This window comes from Acinetobacter sp. CWB-G5 (assembly GCF_019209785.1).
Lineage (GTDB): Bacteria > Pseudomonadota > Gammaproteobacteria > Pseudomonadales > Moraxellaceae > Acinetobacter > Acinetobacter johnsonii.
Window position 1 is genome coordinate 796092 of the sequence record NZ_JAHUTF010000001.1, and the last position, 21778, is coordinate 817869.

Consider the following 21778-nt stretch of genomic DNA (forward strand, 5'->3'; position numbering starts at 1 on the left):
ACAAAAAAGAGAGATTAGGTGCATACATAAACAACATGTAACCGTTTTGTAGCCAAAGTGTGATTTTTCACGCTTTGACAGGAATATCAGATTTATTCATTTTTGCCTTAATAATGATAAAGCCTCTGATCATTCGGTTACAGTTTTAAAGGATAAGTAGTCCGAAAAAGGCTTTGCCCCCTTTTGAAGCTACCTCCTTAAGATTAAGGAAAATTATATGGAAGCACCTAAACAAAGCGCTGTGTCGGATGCATCTCAAGGCTTAAAAAATGGACTTAAGTCGCGTCATCTCACCATGATCTCGATTGCGGGTGTCATTGGTGGTTCACTGTTCATCGGCTCGGGAAATGTTATCTATTCGGCAGGCCCTGCTGCAGTTTTGGCCTATGCGTTTGGTGGATTACTCATTCTGTTAATCATGCGTATGCTGGGTGAAATGGCTGTTCTCAATCCAGACAGTGGGTCGTTTTCAACCTATGCTGATCGTGCCATTGGTCGTTGGGCTGGTTTTACCATTGGCTGGCTGTATTGGTGTTCTTGGGCTTTGCTGATGGGTTGGGAAGCCTATGTCGCAGGTAAAATTCTCAACAGTTGGTTTCCCTTTATCCCAATCTGGGGTTACATGCTGGTCGTAATTGTGTCCTTAGTTTTGGTTAACTTACAAAATGTCAAAAACTATGGTGAATTTGAATTTTGGTTTGCACTCATCAAAGTAATTGCGATTGTGATTTTCTTAGTAATTGGTAGCTTGGCTATCATGCATTTATGGCCATGGGGTCAAGCAACTGCATCAGGAATCACGCATTTAACCGCAGACGGCTTCATGCCGAACGGTTTCTCGGCAGTGATCACCGCCTTACTTGGGGTTATGTTTGCCTACATTGGTGCTGAAATTGTTACGGTTGCGGCGGCAGAATCAGAAAATCCTGCCCGTGAAATCCGTAAAGCATCTAACTCGGTGGTTTGGCGGATTATGTTGTTCTATGTCGGTTCAATGTTTATTACCGTCTGCCTAATTCCACATAACAATCCACTGTTAAAAGATCCAACTTGGGGAACCTATAGTGTGACTTTGTCAGCACTTGGCATTCCAGAAGCAAAACATATTGTTAACTTTGTAGTCCTGACCTCGGTATGTAGCTGCTTTAACTCAGCGCTCTATACCTGCTCACGGATGCTATTTTCACTGTCAAAACGTGGCGACGCACCTAAAAGCTTTGGTTCAATCAACCGTAATGGTAGTCCGTGGATGGGCGTTCTGGTCTCGTCATTATTTGCTCTGGTGGCAACGTACCTTACTGCAACTGAAAGTATGAATGTCTATGACATCTTCATGTTAGCAACAGGTACAGCAGCGTTGTATGTCTACCTGACCATTGCCTTCTCACAATTACGTATGCGTAAAAAATTAGAAGCCGAAGGACAAGTGATTGACTTTAAAATGTGGTTATTCCCTTGGCTCACTTATCTTGCCATCGTCTTTATCATTGGCGCGCTCATTACTATGCTTGTGGAAGGTACCTACTTTAAAGAAGTGACTTACACTAGTTTACTTGCCTTGTTTATTGTTGGATTGGGCATCTGTGCACAGAAGTTTAACTGGGGAAAGCATGCTCAAGATAAGCCGATGAACACTCAAGCCGATTTGAGCAATAACCTTTAGTTTTAAAATAATGTGGTAATGATCTAACTTCAAACTAGATTAGACCGATGGCTTTCAAGTAAGAGCCATCGGTTTTTTAGTGATAAGAAATGCCCCCTTAGATGAAACTCAAAATCTTAATTAAGATCTTTAATCACCACGTTTTTATGGTAAGCCTCGACAGGCTGCCCCACGATTACACGGTTCTTCAGTGCCCCTTCACGCCAACTTGAACGGTAAATGCCCATTTGGAAATAAGGCGACCACTTTTGATGGTAATTATTAACCCCACTGATGTTGGCTACTTCTTTTCCATTGTGTTTCACCACCACTTTCCCTGGAATCAGTTGATTGTTTGCATCAAGTTCTGACCATTGGATATCAAAATTCCAATCATCCCACTGGTTATACTCCACAGGCACATCTAAGACATAACGCTTCAAAAGCGTTTCTGGAACCGCCAATGGTGAGGTCATTGGCTTCAACTCATATAAATGTAACTGCCATTCAGGTTTTAGACCTGAAAGCACCAAGGCTATTGGAGGATTCAAATCCTTTCCATTTAGGTTAAAACCATGCCACTGCGCCAATATTGTTCCATACTGAAATGCGGGCCATGTTGAAGGAATATAATGAGAAAAAGAATAGTTGTAATGCCCCCAACCAAATTGCTTTCGTTGTATTTCCGCGCGATAACATTGACCATCATCAGGCACGACAAATTTGGCAACATTCTGCCCTGTACCAGCTGGATCTTTAACTATCGTGGCTGAACTACGATTTTCAAAGTGGAGAGCCATTGCATTCCACGTCGACAAATCATTGTTGTATTTGTCGACACGAATCGTCCCCGTCTCAAAGCCATCACGAAAAATGACCTTACCCTTTTCTTCTGTATTGTCGACCAATACATCATCCTCTTTAGGATCTGGTATCACATCTGATGGATTGACAACTTGTTGTGTATTTCTTGCAAAGACTTGTAGTTTGACCGTAGTGGTTTGACTGTCTTGTTGACCATCATTCACCACTAAACTCAGTTCATAATCTCCTGTACGGTCTGGAATAAAATGAAATGTTTTATCTGTACTGGCACCAAGACTGGGAAAGCTATTTTCAGGCTTTTTAACAACCGACCAACGATAGTTCAATGTCGTCGCGCCATCATCGGTACTTTCAGAACCATCTAAAAGTATACTATCCCCGACCATAGCACTGTCTTGCGTTGACTGAATTACGGCTACAGGCATTTCATTTTGAACATCTTTTACCGTTGCTGTTGTTGACTGCTGATCCTCACCGCCCCCGCAAGCACTCATCCCCAAAACTGTAGCGAAAACTAAAAAATATCTAATTTTTTTCATGCAAATGCACTCTATTTATACCCACCCAAAATCTGCCATGTACCTTGCCTCACCCATTTCTCGTTGAGAATAGGAAGCAATGGAACATGGCCAAATTCAATTTTTAAAAACCTAAAAACGAGCTTCATTTGAAACAATGAAACGTGCTGCTTTAATTATTGATAAATGATCAATTTTCCCCAAAATCAACCGTTCAGCGCAGCCTGCTCATCTTATAACATTATGAAAATGCAACTCTGCTTTTTTTATGGCTGAATACCTCAAAAAATGATTATCAGGGATTAATATTTTACCAAATCTAAAATGGAAGTAAGTAAAACCAAAAACACTGTTTTAAAATCAATATGTTATTTTTTTGTATCTTGGTGTGTATTTTATACCAAACAGTAAATAATATCTAAAACAGATTTCCTATAGGATTTTAGGGAATTGATAAAAAAAATTAAGAAAGGAATGTATTATTATGAAGTTAACTTTAAAAACTGCTTTACCAATTGCCTTGATTTGCGCGATTCCAACTGCGCAAGCTGCCACCTCTGACGGGAAAACATGGGGCGTTTCAGCAGGCTGGTTACATGTAATGCCTCAAAGTGAAAAACAGGGTGTATATGGCAGTACGACAGAGAAAACACCGTTAATTCCAAATACACCTGCGTCATCCCCTCAAGCTGGTTTTGAGGTACAAGATGCCGACACCGCAGGTTTAATCCTCGATTATTTTGTGAATGATAATGTGTCTCTTGAACTTGTCTTAGGAGCTCCACCAGAAATGGAACTTTCTGGAAAAGGGCGTATTACGATCCCTATTTTAGGTACAGAACGTACCGCTGCTAATTTAGATAAATTTGATAAAATTGCAACCACAGACGCCTATACCCCGACCTTTTTAGCAAAATATCATTTTGGGGCAATCAACAATAAACTCCGCCCTTATGTCGGTGCTGGTGTCATGTATGCACATTTTAGTGATGTTAAAGCAGATCCAAATGTGAATGCTGAATTGAATAGCGATCCACTCTTGGCGTTACTAAAACCTGAGCTTGGAAAAATTAAGGTTGACGATGCTTTTGCACCCGTTGTGATTGCGGGTTTAGATTACAATATTAATCAAGACTGGTTTGCTACTGCCTCTGTAAGTTATGCTCACCTCTCAACTAAAGCTGAGTTAAACGTCATCGGTAATACTGAATTATTTAATCCGAACAGTCCGCGTGATAGCATTCTCAAAGGTGAAAGTAAAATTGAAATTAATCCTATTGTGACTTATTTAGGGATTGGCTACCGTTTCTAAGATTTGAGTATTTATTAGTTGATATTTATTGAGGTTACTCTGGCGACAGGGTAGCCTTTTAAAACACCTAATTCACCGATAAAAATGCTTTCATCCAAAACTTCACTTCATCAATAAAATCTATAGAAAAACAAAATATTAATCACACAAAATACCCACTTTTTAACGTAATTGGCATTTTTTTCCAGTCTTTTATCTATATTTTTTTAACTTACAATTAGTTAAATTAACTTGCATCGATAATCATTAGCCCAACCTAGCATGACCACTTTTTTAACTATAAGATGATATTTTTACTCTAGGGATAAGAAGATGAATAAGAAGCCAACAATTATTTTAGTACATGGATTTTGGGGCGGCGCTGCCCATTGGTCTAAAGTCATTACTGACCTATCTCACCGAGGTTACGAAGCCTTACGCGCAGTTGAACTGCCTCTCACCTCTTTGGCGGATGATGTCGAAAGAACCCGTAAAATGATCTCACAAGTACAAGGAGATGTACTTTTAGTTGGCCATTCCTATGGGGGGGCGGTCATTACCGAAGTGGGTAATCAACCTAATGTTGTGGGTCTAGTCTATATTGCAGCTTTTGCACCGGATGCTGGTGAAAGTCCAGGTGGCATAACGCAGCAACATTTACCCGTTGGTGCACCCAACTTAGAACCCGACAGTGACGGATACCTTTGGGTCAAAGCCGATAAATACCATGAAAGCTTCTGTCAGGACTTAACGAATGATGAAGGACTGGTCATGGGCATCACCCAGAAAGCTCCAGTTGCGAGTACTTTTGGCGATACCATTTCAAACCCAGCATGGAAAAACAAACCATCTTGGTACCAAATTTCAACCGAAGACCGCATGATTCACCCTGAAAACCAAGCCATGATGTCTTCACGCTTAAATGCCCAAAAAGTCATTTCTTTAAATGCCAGTCATGCTTCACTCGCATCTCAACCCAAAGCCGTTGCTGCTTTAATTGATGAAGCCGCAACTTTCCTTGCGCGTTAAACTATTATATTGAAGGGAGTCTAATGACTTCCTTTTTTAGAGCTATTTTTAGATCTACAACGACTTTCGAATCACAATAGATAGCGCAATATCATTATCCTATAGGTGTAAATATTCGCACATACTCGGTTCGATTGCTTTCAGCTAGACCTCAGCCTTTACTACTGACCTTATCATTCATAATGAAGTTCCCTCGTTAAAAGTTTTATTCAAACTAGGCTATTTCAAACAATGTGTTATGCGAGTTTTGAATAACATTTTTTAACTAACTCAGCATCAAAACTTTCTGTATATTTTAATTAAGCAATAAGAATGAATAGATCATAAGAACAGTTCAAAAAATATAACAGACTAAGTGCAATTTTCTATTTTGTTATATTTTTTCTCTCCAATTCTTGTACCTACCTCTTCTAGACATCCTGATGCAAGATCATCATCAGTATTTTAAGTAGGTAGTTTTTAATGAAACGATCTATGCTTTTTTATCATTCAGATCTAGACAGCAACTGGGTATCGAACCGCCGATATTCCTGCCAGCCATGGAGGATGCAATGAGCCTCGGATTAACCGCACTTGAGTTGGCAAGAATTCAATTTGCCTTTACTGTTTCCTTTCATATTATTTTTCCTGCAACTTCTATTGGTTTAGCCTGCTTTCTTGCCATGCTGGAATGGAAGTGGCTACGCACCCAAAATCCAATTTATAAAGACTTATTTAAGTACTGGATTAAGATTTTTGCCGTGGCATTTGCTATGGGGGTTGTTTCAGGCATTGTCATGGCCTACCAGTTCGGCACCAACTGGAGTGAATTTTCACGCATCGCAGGCAGTGTCACTGGACCACTACTCACGTATGAAGTCATGAGCGCCTTCTTTTTAGAGGCGGGCTTTTTGGGCATTATGCTATTTGGTTGGGGACGCGTCAGTCCCAAAGCCCACTTTTTTGCCACTTTAATGGTTGCCATCGGTACCTGTATTTCCATGTTCTGGATTTTATCTTCCAACAGTTGGATGCAGACACCTCAAGGCTTTGCCATCGAAAATGGCATTATTGTCCCCACAGACTGGTGGGCAATTGTGTTTAACCCATCTTTCCCCTATCGATTTGCCCATATGGCAGCAGCGGCCTTCCTAGTCTCATCACTTTTAGTGGTCGGCACCGCAGCATGGCATTTGCTGAAAGGTCGTCGTGATGAATTGGTGAAAAAATCTTTTTCCATGGGCTTATGGATGGTCCTGGTCACGTCTTGCTTACAAGTTGTGATTGGGGACAACCACGGTTTAAATACCTTAAAACATCAACCTGCAAAATTGGCAGCCATTGAAGGCCATTGGGAAACCAATCGTGATCATGGCATGCCTTTATTACTGTTCGCTTTACCGAATATGGAAACAGAATCGAATGATTTTGAGATTGGTATTCCCAATCTGGGCAGTTTGATTCTGACGCATTCCCTAGAGGGTCAGGTCACTGGTTTAAAAGACTTCGCAGCTGAAGACCGCCCGAATGCACTGATTGTATTCTGGAGTTTCCGAGTCATGGTCGGCTTGGGTATGTTAATGGTTTTACTCTCATTAACAGCGCTGTGGCTGCGTAAAAAAGGCTCTTTATATGAAAGCAGTTGGTTTCATAAATTTGCCATCATCATGGGGCCTACAGGTTATATCGCACTCCTAGCAGGTTGGGTCACAACAGAAGTTGGCCGTCAGCCTTGGGTGGTGTACGGTGTGATTCGAACTAAAGACGGTTTATCGCATACAGTCACCGCAGATCAAGTCGGCTTGAGCCTGATTATTTTTGTTCTGGTCTATACCGTCGTCTTTGGCGCGGGTATTTACTACATGCTGCGCTTGATCAAATTAGGCCCTGCTTTTTCTACGCCTTTAGATGCCGTGCAAGATACTGGCCCGGGGCATTTTAAAACCCCTTTACGTCCACTCAGTGCTGTTGAAGAGTCTATCGAGACCACTGATCCTTCTGCTCAAAATAGTAAGGAGAAACCACATGATTGATCTCGCTTTGGTTTGGGTCGGTATTATCGGGCTCGGGGTACTCATCTATGTGGTTATGGATGGTTTCGACTTAGGCATTGGCATTCTGTTTCCCTTTATGAACGGAACGCAAGAACGTGATGTGATGATGAATACCGTCGCGCCCGTTTGGGACGGTAATGAAACATGGATGGTCCTAGGTGGTGCTGGCTTATTCGCTGCATTTCCTTTGGTCTATTCAACGGTTTTATCGGCACTGTATTTACCCATTATCTTTATGGTGGTTGCCTTAATTTTCCGCGGTGTGGCCTTCGAGTTCCGCTTTAAAGCCACGCGCACCAAATACCTCTGGGATCTCGCATTTATCTGGGGCTCTATCTTATCGAGCTTTTTCCAAGGCGTGATTTTAGGGGCTTATATCCAAGGTATTCAGACCACCAATGGTATTTACAGCGGCGGTGGATGGGACTGGTTCACACCATTTACATGTTTTACTGGTCTAGGGGTCGTGGTCATGTACGCCACTTTAGGGTGTGGCTGGCTCATTTGGAAAACCGAAAAAGAGATACAGCAACGGATGTTTCATCTCATGCCTAGGCTGATTATTGCTTTACTCATTATCTTCGGTGCCGTGAGTTTATATACGCCGCTGACCCATCCTGAAATTGCACAGCGTTGGTTCTCTCTGCCGAATCTATACTATTTTAGCCCCGTGCCAATTTTAGTCTTACTGTTTGTTGGCTTGATTCTATCCGCGTGCAAAAAGCAGCATGAACTAAAACCGTTTATCTATACTTTGGCTTTAGTCTTTTTAGCTTTTACTGGCTTCGTCATCAGCTTATGGCCCAATATTATTCCGCCATCGGTCACTATTTGGCAGGCCGCTGCACCTGAGTCAAGTTTAAAGTTTACTTTGGTGGGAGCTGCAATTTTAATCCCAATCATCATTGCCTATACCTTCTTGTCCTATTGGGTGTTCCGTGACAAAGTACGTATAGGGGATCAGGGTTATCATTAATTGAGGAGATAGACATGAAAAAATTTGTTGATCGACTCAGCCCACGATTATGGTTTATTTTATTGTGGTGCTTTGGCTTTATTTCTCTCGCACTGATTGCGGGTTTATTTAAGCTGTTGCTGAGTTTTGCTTACTAAAGCCAGCCAAGCATTTTTTATGAATTAGGCACGGGACTTTCAGTACATGTCCTGTGCCTTTTAATTGCAGCGAACCTATATGTATAAATCAGAAAAACTTGCGCTCAGCCTGAAACATTTGATTGAAAGTGGTTTTTGGAAAGCCAACGATAAACTACCGTCACTACGTCAACAAGCTGAAACATCGGGTTTTAGCCTAATGACGGTGATGAATGCCTATCAGGAACTCGAAGCGCAAGGTCTGATTTATTCACAAGAAAAACTCGGTTACTTTGTGACAGGCGATGCGCGCTCAGAAAGCAACTCCAATAGTGTCATTCTCAACGAAAAGATTGAAATCAACTCTAAAATTTTCAGATACTTAAAATCGATCCAATCTGAAAAAATGGTTCCCTTTGGCATTGCCTTTCCCAACAGCCAACTACTCTACTCTGCCAAGCTGATGCAAACGTTGGGACAACGTGCCAAACACCGTCTTAGTTATGAACAGATGCCAAGTTTACCTCCCGGAAACTTTGAGCTGCGAAAACTGATTGCGCAGCGCTACTGTATGCAAGGGATTCCAACAGACCCGTCCGATATCGTAATTACCTCGGGCGGATTAGATGCTTTAAACCTCTCCTTACAAGCTATGACCCAACCGGGTGACTATATTTTACTTCAAAAAACAATATTTTATGGCGCATGGCAAGCGGCTGAACATTTGGGCCTGAAAGTCATTAGTATTCCTGAACATGAAGAACACGGTATTGACCTTGAGGCTTTTAAAGATGCGATTGAACGTTACCCAATTAAAGTCTGTTTGCTGATGCTCAACAGTCACAACCCAATTGGTTTTACGGTCAGTGACGACATCAAATACCAACTGGCAAAGCTATTGCATGAGCGCGATATTTATTTAATTGAAGACGATGTCTATGAAGAGCTTTATTTTGATCATAAAAAGCCGCTGTCGATGAAATACTTTGATCAGAAAAATTTGGTTTTACACTGCTCTTCTTTTTCAAAAACTTTAGGTGCGGGTTTTCGAATTGGTTGGGTCTATGCGGGTAAATTTTCGGAGCATATTCAGCATTTACAGCTGATGAGCACGCTTTCCGTCAACTCGTTTATTCAAAATGCCTTGGTCGATTATTTATCGCATCGACACTATGAAAAGCACTTAAAAACTTTGCGTAACACCTTAAAACGTCTCAAAAATCAGTATTACACTTATTTATCTGAACATTTGTCTGAAGATTATCAAATTCATTATTATCCATCGGGCTATTTTCTTTGGATTACCTTGCCCGAGCAGATCAATGGCAATTTGATTTATGAGCAGCTCTTAGAGAAAAATATCAGCATTGCGCCCGGTTCATTATTTTATCAAACGGATAATATCCCACATCATATTCGAATCAATTGTTCATTTGAAATCAATGAGCGTATTCAAAATGCCTTAGATGCCTTGATCCAATGTATTTACCCAGAAGCCTTTGAGTAAAAGTTGAATGGTTTAAATCCAGACTGATTTAAAGCATCTTTTTATTTGAAGAGACTCACTGCCCATACGGTAAATATCACCATCCCAGAGATAAATGACATGATCAGATCGGATCATGTCATTCCTCTCAAGCTAGGTATAGGATTTCTCAGCACTCATATTTTGAAAATAGGTACGATAGATATAGACACAGCCAAGTGAAAAACCTGCCATCAGGCCGGATGCCATGGGTAAATGCATCACACTGTCTTGTGGAAATACAAAGACCAAAAATGGAAAGACATATACTGCAGGAATGCGCATATCAAAGAGCTTGAGCAAAAGGAACATCAAGGGCATGTATATTAGGGTGAGCAAGATCCAATCTTGAATCCACAACTGCATAAACACGGCCATTGAAATCGACAGTGTCAACACAGCAACCTGCTTAAGGCACATTTTCAACGAATACATCATCATATTTAATGATTCGTACACCACCACTGTAATCGGCGGAATCAGTGCCATCGCTTCAATCTTGAAAACAGCAGCGAGTGCAAAACCAATTAAAGTAATACTGGCATATACACCTATTTTTCGTCGATCAAAATTGCCTTTTCTCTCCACGCCTTGGTTCAGTTTAAAGAGCACAACACCCAACATCAGGATAAAACTGGTGGCAAAAATCGAAATCAAAAACGATATTTCATAGGCTTGGGTCACAATCGGCAAGAAACCTGTGGCCAGTGCGGGCGGTAATATATAGTTAAACATCCGCATCACGAGCAACATGGCACAGAGAACTAAAACCAGTTTGAACAGATATGAAATCGGCATCAAATTAATACTGAAGCCGATAACAGCGGTCAAACTGGGTAAAATAAAAATTTTATCTGGCTGATTCAGCCACTGTTTATCTCGATAGACCCACAGCCCAACGGCCATCGCCGCCATTTCAGGCAGAATAATTTCACGATCATTCAGTCCATAGGCAGCCGCCACCATGAGTACTATAAAGACAAAGGCCGCAAGATAGCTTTTGGGGCTTAAGATTGTCTTTGCATGTGACATAGGATTCATATTCGATTCCTTATTGATTTAAAAAGATATAAAGCCAAGTAAATACTTCGTCACTGCAATCAGCGATGGCGCAAATAGCACCATAATGATTCCTGAAATAATCATCGAGAGGCTGGCAATGACGCCTTCCAACTCATGCCGCTGTCTTGCCCGAGCTATGCCCATAGCATGTGCGGCATTACCTAGTGCTGCACCCGAAGCAAGGTGATTTTTATATTTCATCCAAAGCAAAAGGATGTCTCCCAACAACATACCGACCAAACCTGTAATTACGGTAAATAGCGGAATCAGGCTGATGGAGCCCCCGAGTTTTTCGGTGAGCACCAAAGCAAAAGGAATCGAAATGGAACGCGCCAACAGGCTATTTTTAACGATGTCATCAAAGTCCAATAGGCTCGCCAAAAACCAACTGCTGAAAATACCCACCAACATGGCGAGACTAGAACTGAAGAGCAACACTTTAAAATGTTGCTGAATCATGCGGCGATAACGAAATACAGGAATCGCAAAAGCCACCGTAATTGGGCCGAGCATGGCCACCAAATATTGGGTATAAAAGTAATAGTCTTGGAACTGATGCTGTAAAAGAAAGATCAGTATGATGCTCAAGCTAGGAACGACAATAATCGGAGATAAATAGATTTTTTGGGTTCGAACAAAAAGCTGCTTTGCCATGAAATAGCACAGCACAGTCCAAACCAAGTAAAAAATCCCCCAGCATTCAGTCATTCTGATCTTCCTGTTTTGATTCTTGATTTAGCACTGGCTGCTTTAACAACAACCGCACGCTATATACAGAAACCATCATCACCAAAGCGGTGCTGATTAAAATCACCAGCAGAATTTTCCAACCACTGGCAATCAATAAATCTTGATATTGAATCACGCCAACCACTGGCGGAATGAAAAACAGCAGTAATTCCGCCAGTAACAGATCGGCACCGCGTTCAACGTGGGCTAATTTCAACCATTTCATTTCAAGTAAGAACAACAGCAGAAAAAAACCAAGTACCCCTGATGCCACAGGTAAATTCAACAGCTTTTGCAAGACATAAGCACAGCTCCAAACAGCCAAAATAATGATGATTTGGCAGCTCGCAGTTTTTAACTTCTTCAGCCGAGTTCGGTCGTCCAACATCTCAATTTATGTCCGCATAAGCCCGATCTTTAAACGGCTGGATCGAGACACGTTTGTAGGTTTCTAAAAAAGATTCATGCTCCAAACGCAAATCCAGATAAGTATTCAGAATTTCTTCAAGCACATCGGGAATATCTTCTGCAGGAAATGATGGCCCTAAAATATCACCGATGGACGCATCATGATCTGAGTTACCGCCTAAGCTAATTTGGTAATATTCAGCGCCTTTTTTATCGACACCTAAGATGCCAATATTGCCGACATGGTGGTGTCCACACGCATTCATACAGCCTGAAATGTTCAAATCAACCTTGCCTAAATGATATAAAGCATCCAAATCATCAAAACGGCGAGCAATTGCTTCATACACCGGAATGGATTTGGCATTTGCCAAGGAGCAAAAATCGCCGCCCGGACAGCAAATCATGTCAGTCAGAAAGCCAATATGCGCACGAGCCAAATTGCCACGATCTAAGACTTGCCACAGTTCAAACAGATCCTTTTGGCGTACATCGGTTAAGGCAATATTTTGCTCATGCGTGGTTCGCAGCTCACCGAAAGTATATTGGTCAGCCAAATCTGCAATTAAACGCATTTCATCGGAAGTCATATCGCCCGGTGCTACACCCGCCCGTTTTAAGCTGATTGTGACTATGCGGTAGCCCGCGACTTTATGTGCATGGGTATTGATATTGAACCAGTGTTTAAACTTCGGATACTGTTGGAACAACGCCTCAAAATTTTCCGCATCTAAAGCTTCATAGGCAAACGGTCGAAATACGGCATCCATTTGCGCTAAAACACTGGGCTGAACTTTGAGCAAAGTCTGAGTATGTGCAAACTCAGCTTCCACTTTTTCTGCAAAGCCCGCTGGAGTCAGGGCTTTCACTAAAATTTTAATACGTGCTTTGTATTTATTATCACGGCGACCATGCAAGTTATATACGCGCATGATCGCATCTAAATAGGCAATTAAATCTTCACGGGCTAAAAATGGCTTAATGACATGTCCCGCTAAAGGGGTGCGTCCAAGCCCACCACCGACTTTAATTTGATAACCCAACTCCCCCGCTTCATTTTCTACCAGATAGACCCCAACATCATGGAAAGTTGTGGCAGCACGATCTTGTTCAGGGTGTGCACAAACCGCAATTTTAAATTTACGTGGTAGGAATGAAAACTCAGGATGGAAGGTACTCCACTGGCGAATCAGTTCACAGGTGGGACGCGGGTCTGTGAGCTCGCCCTCAACTACACCTGCATACTGGTCTGTGGTGGTGTTTCGAATACAGTTGCCACTGGTCTGAATAGAATGCATGTGTACCGTAGCGAGTTCCTGCAAAATATCGGGGACATCTGCAAGCTGCGGCCAATTCAATTGAATATTTTGACGCGTAGAAATGTGTGCATAACCACGGTCATACTTCTGCGCAACCTCAGCCACCTTCCGCAATTGTGCTGAGTTCATTAAGCCATAAGGCACTGCCAAACGTAGCATGGGAGCATAGCGTTGAACATATAAACCATTTTGTAAGCGTAAGGGGCGGTATTCTTCTTCGGTCAGTTTTCCCTCTAAATAACGCTGGGTTTGGTCGCGAAACTGTGCGACACGTTCATTCAATAAATTTTGATCAAAGTCTGTATATAAAAACATGGGGAAGACCTAGGTATATGCATCAATATGAAAGAAAAGCTGTTTTGAATGGCGCATCAAAAATGCAAGTTAGGCAAAAAACGTCGCCTGCTTTCGGGACACGCCATGTTGTAGACAGGTCTGCATATACTCGGCATAGACCGATAACTTTTCATAAATATGCTCGGCATAGAACATATCTTCAACCAACTGCATCGCTTGCTGCTGGTTATAACTGCCATAGCTCAACAATAACTGCGCATTCAATGTGGCGAATTTTTCACATAAATCGATATATTGCTGATCTTTGTTTTTAAAGAACAATTTCCGCATATTCCATTCACTACTGTCGATGATGGCATCTTGTGGATGGGTAGAAATATAATTAATTTTGACTTTAAAAAACTGTTCCAGCTCTGCGAGTTTTTGTGTATTGAGCACCAATGATGTCACCAAAAAAATCTGCGAGACATCAGTGCGACATAGCGCTTTGATCAATGAAAAATAGAAAAAATCGACATCATTAAATACGCTATCACTCAAATCTAAATAAACATTGAGTGCCTCAAGCACATCATCTATTTTTAGGTTTTGTTTTTGCTCTGCTTGATAGTAACGATTGAGGATATTGAGTACGGTTGGCGTTGCAGGGCTGCTATAAATCACAGGATGGTTCAAATTTGCCAAGATAAAAGGCGCAAATAAAAATGCGACCTCCGCGTGTTCTGCTTGAATGGCAGACTGCACGATATACTGAACTTTAGCGCTTGAAAAATCTCGTAAAACTTTAGCACGCAGCAAAGTCGCTTCTAAGTTTAAATACTGCTGCGCAAGTAGATGTTGCAGTTGATCCGAAAGACCCTGCCCCTCAACCAATTCAGAAATTGTATTTAGTTGCTGTGTTATAAACATTACGCCACCATCAAGATTGTGATCTCTTCTTGAGTCAAATTTTCAGCTAGTTTGGTGTGAATGAGTAGCTACAGTAAGGCTTGAAAAAACTATAACAGCGTGCCACCTTCTCAAGTTTTACGGGTACAAAGCCATCAAAATTAGAAAATAAATTCGCTATTTAAATAAAAGCCAATCCCATCATGGCGTTATTTTGAGTGCCTAAAAATTCAGAAACGACTCTTCTCTTTTGCTATTTCAAGCAAACCCTTTAGCCATTTAATATAAGGTGGAATATAGAAAGGAGAATAAAAGTTAGGGCTGACAAGACACCTCTAAAGTTGTTTTGATCCGTTCTAACACAACGGTGGTTTTAAACCATTGCACATTGGCATTATGATGAAAAAGCTGATCACATAAGGCTTGAAACCGACTCATACTGGGTACCAAAAGTACCAACATAAAATCTGCCTCACCGGTTACGTAATAACATTGCTGTACTTCTGGAATTGAAAAACTCGTTTTCAACTCGTCAAGGTCTGTCACATGGGTTTGATTGACGCGAACCTCAACAAAAATTGTAATCACTTGTCCCAATTTGTCTGGATCAAGCACCGCGGTATTGCCAATAATATAGCCACTGTCTCTTAATTTTTGAATGCGACGTTGTACCGAGGCCGTTGATAAATGCACTAAATCAGCCAACTCTCGGAGCGGCGTTAAGCAATCTTTTTGCAGATGCTCCAATAAAGCGAAATCAAACTTATCTAATTGCATGAGCAGCTTCCTGCGAGAAATTTTCTCATCCAAACTAATGATTACAAGCCATTTTATCAAGAGTATTGCAATAAAATATTATCCATTCATCCTGTTTTAAAACTGCCTATGTCTACGCATCCTAATACAGCACTTGGCATTAGCTTAAATATCACGGCCTCGGTGTTATTTGCTTTAATGTTTGCCTATACCTCACTTTTGGGCACACTGGCAGGTACAGAAATTTACGGCTGGCGCATTGTATTGACTATTCCATGTCTAACACTTTTTATTTGGCTCAAAGGCAATTGGTCTCAGGTGGTTGTTATTTATCGCCGTTTCTACCAAGAGCGCTTTTTCTTTTTAACGCGAATTTTATCTTCGTTTTTAATTGGGATTCAGTTGTGGCTGTTTATGTGGGCACCCAGTCATGGCTATGGACTGGATGTTTCACTCGGTTATTTTATGATGCCGATTAGCATGGTGATTGTCGGTCGGATTGCCTTTAAAGAGCGAATGTCACGCTTTCAGCAACTGTCCTGTATTTTTGCAGTGCTGGGGATCTTTAACCTATTGGCGATTTCTCAAACACTGAGTTGGCCCACTCTGCTGATTTGCTTAGGTTATCCGATCTATTTTTGGCTCAGACAAAAAACGAAGACGAATAATATAGGTGGACTTTGGTTTGACATGATGCTGAGTCTCCCAGTATGTATTTTCTTTATCATGCAAGGCAGTATCGTCACAGAAAGCCTATCTGAAAGCTCACATACGCTTTGGCTCATTTCAGGACTTGGACTAATCAGTGCGTTGGCTTTAGCATTTCAATCCTTGTCTGCCCCGCATTTAAACTTAAGTCTGTTTGGACTGTTGGTTTATGTTGAACCGATATTGTTAGTGGCGGTTTCAATCGCCTTAGGGGAAAGCATTACTTCAGCAGAATGGCCAACCTATATCGCCATTTGGCTCGCAGTTTTTACCCTCATGCTTGAAGGATTACGCAGCTTTAAAAAGAATCGTAAATTAGTGATATAGGCATTTTTTATGCATATTTTCCTCTAGATCGCTTAAATTTAGCCGTCTAGGCATGCTTTGGTGCTGAATCGAGTACTGACTTTCTGATCCTATTTAAATGGCTATTTGACTCCGCGAGTGACGTGCTGACACTTCATATTTAAAACGACATAGAGTGAATTACAGCGAACCTTTTAAATGATGATGCTGCCTCACAATACTATTCAATAAACTGGAAAAGTTGATTGCAGGTTGGCTATGCAAATCCGCCTTGAACGCAATACCGAGTCCAATCGTCGCGGTCTTATTCTTCAGGTATTTATATTTAATCCCTTCAATTTTGAGCTGTTGGGTAGATTCAGGCACCAAAGAAATGCCCAAATTCGCCGCAACCAACGATAGAATCGAAACAATCTGAGGGGCTTGCTGTCCAATTTTGGGCGTGAAGCCATGCTGTTGGCAGCTATTTAAAATCGCGGCATACAGCCCCGCACTCACCTCTGGTGGTGAGACAATAAAGTTTTCATACTTAAACTCTGCCAAATCTATCACCTCATCTTTTGCGGGATATTGAATCGGCAAGGCTGCAATCAATTTTTCATCGATCAAATTACGAATCGTAATGGCATTAGGATACTGCGCAGGTGGCCGCACAATCGCAATGTCTAATTCATTATTCAATAAACTTTCAATCAAAATCAAAGAATTGGCTTCTTTTAACACCAAATTTACTTGAGGATATTGCTGTTGAAATGCTTGAATGGCTGTCGGAATTAAAGAGTTTAAAATTGAAGTGCCTGTAAAACCGAGGCGTAGTTCTCCCAATTCGCCATTGGCCGTACTTTGGGTCAATTTCACCGCATTTTTCAGTTGGTTCTGAACAGGTAAAACCATTTTAAGAAAAGTTTCCCCTGCTGGTGTCAGAGCTACACCATGAGAGTAGCGATAAAAAAGTTCTACACCGATTTCTCTTTCCAATTTTTTAATTTGCATACTCAACGGCGGCTGACTTATGCCAAGACGCAAGGCTGCTTTAGAGAAACTTTGCTCTTCCGCGATAGCAATAAAATATTGAATATTGCGCAACTCCATATATTAAAGCTATACCATTATTGAGTTATATATATTATACATATATTCATGTAGTTATTAAAATGAAGCTTCTCTCCATTTTAAATCAACCAAGTCATGAAACTGAGCTCTTCACTAGAAGCAGATTGGTCTAGCCCTCAACAGCCGATTCCACAGACCATCAGCCAAGGTACAGTTGAGTATAAAAGAGCGGGCATGGCGCTGTTTTTGTTGGGCTTTGCCAGTTTTTCACTGATCTATTGCGTACAGCCCTTACTACCGAACTTAAGTCAGAGTTTCCATATTGCACCCAGTTCAAGTGCTCTAGCACTGTCCTTAACCACAGGCTTTTTAGCTATGTCGATCGTGCTATCCAGTGCCTTTTCACAAACATTGGGCAGAAAAGGTCTGATGTTTTTCTCTATGCTTTTGGCTTCTATACTCAATGTGGTATGCGCGGTTTCACCGAGTTGGCATGTGCTCATGGTTTCAAGAAGCTTAGAAGGTTTTGTCCTAGGTGGAGTTCCCGCTGTTGCCATGGCTTGGATTGCAGAAGAAATTAGTCCCAAAAACCTAAGTAAAACCATGGGGCTATATATTGCAGGCACAGCATTTGGCGGCATGATGGGACGTGTTGGCATGGGCATTTTGACCGAGTTTTTCTCGTGGCGTATTTCCATGGCCATTCTCGGCGGCATTTGTCTGTTCTGTGCGTTTGGTTTTTTGAAATTCTTACCCAATTCACGAAATTTCATTGCCCAGCAAGGTATCTCTTTTAAGTTCCATCTACATGCATGGTATGCACACTTAAGTCATACTCGCCTATTAAAAATCTATGGGATTGGCTTTTTACTCACCAGTGTATTTGTCACGCTGTTTAACTATGTCACCTTCAGACTGTTTGCAGCACCTTATCATTTAAGCCAAACCCAGATTAGCCTCATTTTTTTATCTTATAGTTTGGGTATTATTTCCTCTTCGATTGCAGGCAATATTACAGACCGAATAGGCAAAAAGCAGGTAATGATTTTGGGCTTTTTGTGCATGCTCTTAGGGGTACTACTCACTCTTTCTGCCTCGTTGTTTTTGATTATTCTCGGGATTGGCTGTGTGACCACTGGCTTTTTTATTGCCCATGCCATTGCCAGCAGTCGTGTTGGAGAGCTCGCAACATCCAATAAAGGTCATGCCACTTCCTTGTATCTGCTTTTTTATTATTTAGGTTCAAGCATTGTGGGTGCGTATGGCGGAAATATCTGGCAAAGCCATGGCTGGAATGGCATCGTTATATTAAATATTTTTCTGATTTTGCTTGCACTCGTTGTCATTTTTTCAATAAAACCACTTCATTCTCCATCTGTTACCCATTAGGAACATCTACATCATGCAACAACACTTATTTGTCTACGGCACCTTAGGGCCAAACAAACCCAATGCTCATATTTTAGAAGCGCTTGGCGGTACATGGAGCAAAGGCTCTGTGAAAGGTTTGCTTAAGAAAGCGGGTTGGGGAGCAGAACTTGGCTTTCCTGGGCTAATGCTAAGCCCAGATGGACCAACTGTTGATGGATATATGTTTAGTTCAGAGCAATTAGATACGCTGTGGAACAGCTTGGATGAGTTTGAAGGAAGTGAATATCAGCGTGTTTTAACTGAAGTCACTTTAGAGAATGGGCAGACGCAACAGGCCTATCTCTATGCGTTAAACCCAAATACATAAAAAGCATGACATCATATCGTTAGCGTATAAATGTTGTGCATACATCGAAAAATTGTGCGGTATTTGAATGTTATTTCCTAATATTCAAGTACTGCAAATTTTGAATCCTTGATACGCATTATCCAATTCATGCCAAGTTCTGTTTTTCTAACCATGCCTGCAACCCAGACCAACTTTTAAAATCATCCACCGCACGTACGATACAATTTGGATTGCGTTCTAATAGCATTTTACTTAAGGCGCTGCCCGGCCCAATTTCTAACACGACATCAGGCTGATTTTCTTGTATTGCACTTAAGCAAGCATCCCAATCAATCGCATGATTCATTTGGTGAATCAACGCATTCACTGCATCTGTGGTCTTAAAAAACTTATGTCCACCCGAACCACTAATCATGGCCGTGCATAAACGAGCAAAGTGTTGCTGCTGTAAAACCTGTTGATACGGCTGAACTGCAGCATCCATACAGACGGTATGCGATGCTATGGTGACATTCAAGCGTTTAACAAAACGTGTTCCTCGTAATTCGAGTTGCAGAGCCAGCTGCTGTAAATTGGCATCATCCCCCCCCACAACAAAACTACTATCACTCAGTTTGATGGAAAGTGCGGTTGACGTTTCAGTCAACAACGGTTCAAGCGTATTAAGATTGATACCTTGAACGGCCATTAAGCCACTTGCGTGCTGAGTGGCTGAAGACATCAACGAGGCACGCTGCTGGGCTAAATACAGGCCTTGCTCTAGGCCTATCTGCGTAGCACAAATAAGTGCGCTTAACTCTCCGAGTGAATAACCTGAGAAGCTCATAAGGTCTTCAATCTCAGGTTTTAACTTTTGCCAACGACACCATTGCAAAGCAAAAATAAAAGGCTGCGCGAACTCATTCGGATACAGATCCGCTTCGGTTAAATCGGAACAAAATAGCTTCGGCAAATGCTGCTTTAAAATATCTGATACATGAAGCTCACCGGCCAGAGTCAGCAGCTCTTGCACATGCGCTAAGCTTTGGAGTCCTTGCCCACTAAATATGATTGCGAAATTCATGTTCCACCTTCAGCATGAACAAAGTCACCCCCAATAAATCAGCACTGCCCCCCGGACTTAAGCGATGCTGAACGAAATAATCTTCCACTTTAGCCACATCTTGCATCCAATTGTGTTGTAACACACCACCACGGCCCAAAAACTGCTTAGCTAGATCCTGCACAATATATAAGGCAGATAAACCACCGCGCCAAACAATATTGGTATCTTGTACATAAGCCATAAGACTGAATAAAGTCTGAATTGAAGCCTGCTGTGCATTGGCCGTTTTGGTGTAAATGTCGATATACGTTGGCAAGGCAACATCCATCACCGTTTTAAAACCTGAAGCCACTTCTTCAATCGCCCCTGTGATGCCATATTGACTCCGCATGCGTTGCCCATGACTGTTGGGATTTCGCTCTAAATGATGTAACAGCTCATCCTGCCAAGTGCTTTGAATTTTTTGACTGATTGAGCCTGCATTCAACGAACTATCCGCTATTAAGCATTTCCCTACTGCGGCGCTAGCAAAACCCAAATTAAAAATTGCCCCTTTATGCGTATTGATCTGCTGAGTGGCAGTCATCATTTTTTGTTCAGCTAAAATGCCACACTGTCGAATCTCTTCAAAATCGGCATCGCGATACCCATTTAAACATTGCGCCTGAAAATAGCCCTGTAAAGCATCCACACTACATTGGAACAAGCTAAAGTCCATATCACAATGACTACCCTGCGAACTTGGACAAACCAAACCGGGCTTATGTTCTAAACTGGCTTCATCCAATAACGCCATACATGCCAAATGGTCTAATGTTTCAGCAGTACTGATAATGTTCGGACATAAAACTTCATGCGGTTGTAGCATTTGCATATTCAAGCTTCCCTTCGAATAATTGTTCTAATCTCAGCATCTCGACACGCTGAATTCCTTTGACAATCACTTGCTGGTTCTTTTCAGGAAAAACAGCAATTAATTCATTAAATGACACATGCCAGTCCGGATGGATTTGAATCTCGCCATCCAAGCGCATAGAACTCTGGGTTTGGACTCGTTGAATGCACTGTAAAATTTCTGGTACATCATGTTGATGCTGTGGATACAACAACAGATCTAAGTCTGAAGTCGGCCTGACATAAGCCTCCTGCGTAAGAGACTGATAGGCATAGGAACCATAAACATATACTTTGCAGCCCAATTGTTCTAAGTTATCTGCAAAATCACTCAGCACTTTAGCTTGTAAGATCTGCGAGTCAGTTTCTAACAAAGCCTGTAGAGAAAGCGGTCGAGTAATCTGCTTGATCTCGTGTTTCTCTACTAAGCACGCCACACGATATTTATAACCCTCAACCAAGCAGTTGATCGCCAGCTTCACTTGTCTCGCATCCATATCTTCCTGCCGACAAACGGTCATTGGAATATATTGGCTCAGCAGCTGATACACCTTGTGTTTCACTGTTTCTGGTAAAGAAACATCTAAAAAATGTAGGGTTGCTGAATCACGAAGATAAGCTAAGTCATGACGATCCAT

General features: G+C 41.6%; 21 protein-coding genes. 10 read left to right on the top strand and 11 right to left on the bottom strand.

Annotated elements, in window-relative coordinates; genetic code table 11:
* Positions 1–217: 217 nt before the first annotated feature.
* Complete coding sequence (locus KVY11_RS03835) at positions 218–1663, top strand: amino acid permease (RefSeq protein ID WP_168158452.1); 1446 nt, start codon at positions 218–220, stop codon at positions 1661–1663.
* Positions 1664–1779: 116 nt separating this feature from the next.
* On the opposite strand, the gene KVY11_RS03840 is transcribed toward KVY11_RS03835, so the two are convergent.
* Positions 1780–3006 carry a heparin lyase I family protein gene (locus KVY11_RS03840; RefSeq protein WP_218288153.1) on the bottom strand — a complete coding sequence of 409 codons (1227 nt, stop codon included), beginning with the start codon at positions 3004–3006 and terminating at the stop codon, positions 1780–1782.
* Positions 3007–3469: 463 nt separating this feature from the next.
* On the opposite strand from KVY11_RS03840, the gene KVY11_RS03845 reads away from it, so the two are divergent.
* The 6 genes from KVY11_RS03845 to KVY11_RS03870 all read left to right on the top strand — a co-directional run bounded on the left by KVY11_RS03845 (position 3470) and on the right by KVY11_RS03870 (position 9937).
* Entirely contained in the window at positions 3470–4297 is an 828-nt protein-coding gene (locus KVY11_RS03845) for an OmpW family protein (protein WP_218288154.1), read from the top strand.
* A gap of 312 nt (positions 4298–4609) precedes the next feature.
* Entirely contained in the window at positions 4610–5305 is a 696-nt protein-coding gene (locus KVY11_RS03850; RefSeq protein WP_218288155.1) for an alpha/beta hydrolase, read from the top strand.
* Positions 5306–5856: 551 nt separating this feature from the next.
* Positions 5857–7317: a cytochrome ubiquinol oxidase subunit I gene (locus tag KVY11_RS03855; protein WP_058952238.1), complete on the top strand. Its 1461-nt coding sequence runs from the start codon at positions 5857–5859 to the stop codon at positions 7315–7317.
* Positions 7310–8314: a cytochrome d ubiquinol oxidase subunit II gene (gene cydB, locus KVY11_RS03860; RefSeq protein ID WP_039889800.1), complete on the top strand. Its 1005-nt coding sequence runs from the start codon at positions 7310–7312 to the stop codon at positions 8312–8314. Before KVY11_RS03855 ends, cydB begins: the two co-directional genes overlap by 8 nt.
* Before the next feature lie 14 nt (positions 8315–8328).
* A complete protein-coding gene (locus KVY11_RS03865; protein WP_218288156.1) occupies positions 8329–8451 on the top strand; it encodes a DUF2474 domain-containing protein in 123 nt (40 codons plus the stop codon).
* Positions 8452–8530: 79 nt separating this feature from the next.
* Positions 8531–9937 carry a PLP-dependent aminotransferase family protein gene (locus KVY11_RS03870; RefSeq protein WP_218288157.1) on the top strand — a complete coding sequence of 469 codons (1407 nt, stop codon included), beginning with the start codon at positions 8531–8533 and terminating at the stop codon, positions 9935–9937.
* Positions 9938–10069: 132 nt separating this feature from the next.
* Here KVY11_RS03870 and KVY11_RS03875 read toward each other — a convergent pair whose 3' ends face one another.
* The 6 genes from KVY11_RS03875 to KVY11_RS03900 form a co-directional block, all read right to left on the bottom strand.
* Positions 10070–10996: an HPP family protein gene (locus KVY11_RS03875; RefSeq protein WP_218288158.1), complete on the bottom strand. Its 927-nt coding sequence runs from the start codon at positions 10994–10996 to the stop codon at positions 10070–10072.
* Between the two features lie 18 nt (positions 10997–11014).
* Positions 11015–11725 (bottom strand): LrgB family protein, encoded by a 711-nt coding sequence (locus tag KVY11_RS03880; protein WP_218288159.1) that lies wholly within the window; start codon positions 11723–11725, stop codon positions 11015–11017.
* Entirely contained in the window at positions 11718–12134 is a 417-nt protein-coding gene (locus KVY11_RS03885) for a CidA/LrgA family protein (RefSeq protein WP_218288160.1), read from the bottom strand. Before KVY11_RS03885 ends, KVY11_RS03880 begins: the two co-directional genes overlap by 8 nt.
* Before the next feature lies 1 nt (position 12135).
* On the bottom strand, positions 12136–13788 hold the full coding sequence (locus KVY11_RS03890; RefSeq protein WP_218288161.1) for a nitrite/sulfite reductase: 1653 nt from the start codon (positions 13786–13788) through the stop codon (positions 12136–12138).
* Positions 13789–13857: 69 nt separating this feature from the next.
* A complete protein-coding gene (locus KVY11_RS03895; RefSeq protein WP_168158461.1) occupies positions 13858–14679 on the bottom strand; it encodes a hypothetical protein in 822 nt (273 codons plus the stop codon).
* A gap of 294 nt (positions 14680–14973) precedes the next feature.
* Positions 14974–15435: an Lrp/AsnC family transcriptional regulator gene (locus KVY11_RS03900; RefSeq protein ID WP_184118148.1), complete on the bottom strand. Its 462-nt coding sequence runs from the start codon at positions 15433–15435 to the stop codon at positions 14974–14976.
* 108 nt (positions 15436–15543) lie between these two features.
* Here KVY11_RS03900 and rarD point away from each other — a divergent pair, with 108 nt between their 5' ends.
* Positions 15544–16449 (top strand): EamA family transporter RarD, encoded by a 906-nt coding sequence (gene rarD, locus KVY11_RS03905; protein WP_218288162.1) that lies wholly within the window; start codon positions 15544–15546, stop codon positions 16447–16449.
* Positions 16450–16608: 159 nt separating this feature from the next.
* On the opposite strand, the gene KVY11_RS03910 is transcribed toward rarD, so the two are convergent.
* Positions 16609–17520 carry a LysR family transcriptional regulator gene (locus tag KVY11_RS03910; protein ID WP_168158463.1) on the bottom strand — a complete coding sequence of 304 codons (912 nt, stop codon included), beginning with the start codon at positions 17518–17520 and terminating at the stop codon, positions 16609–16611.
* 96 nt (positions 17521–17616) lie between these two features.
* On the opposite strand from KVY11_RS03910, the gene KVY11_RS03915 reads away from it, so the two are divergent.
* Positions 17617–18870 (top strand): MFS transporter, encoded by a 1254-nt coding sequence (locus tag KVY11_RS03915; protein ID WP_218288163.1) that lies wholly within the window; start codon positions 17617–17619, stop codon positions 18868–18870.
* Between the two features lie 13 nt (positions 18871–18883).
* The gene (locus KVY11_RS03920; RefSeq protein ID WP_168158465.1) at positions 18884–19219 is read left to right on the top strand and encodes a gamma-glutamylcyclotransferase family protein; all 336 of its coding nucleotides are present in this window, start codon (positions 18884–18886) and stop codon (positions 19217–19219) included.
* Positions 19220–19346: 127 nt separating this feature from the next.
* Here the strand turns inward: KVY11_RS03920 and KVY11_RS03925 are convergent, their stop codons facing one another.
* From KVY11_RS03925 to mdcG, 3 genes are read right to left on the bottom strand one after another with little or no spacing between them, the layout of a single operon-like run.
* Complete coding sequence (locus tag KVY11_RS03925; protein WP_218288164.1) at positions 19347–20264, bottom strand: acyltransferase domain-containing protein; 918 nt, start codon at positions 20262–20264, stop codon at positions 19347–19349.
* Positions 20242–21120, bottom strand: a complete 879-nt coding sequence (gene mdcB / locus KVY11_RS03930) for a triphosphoribosyl-dephospho-CoA synthase MdcB (RefSeq protein ID WP_218288165.1) — start codon at positions 21118–21120, stop codon at positions 20242–20244. The genes KVY11_RS03925 and mdcB overlap by 23 nt, the downstream gene beginning before the upstream one ends.
* Positions 21098–21778, bottom strand: coding sequence for a malonate decarboxylase holo-[acyl-carrier-protein] synthase (gene mdcG / locus KVY11_RS03935; RefSeq protein ID WP_218288166.1), 681 nt, complete (start codon positions 21776–21778; stop codon positions 21098–21100). Before mdcG ends, mdcB begins: the two co-directional genes overlap by 23 nt.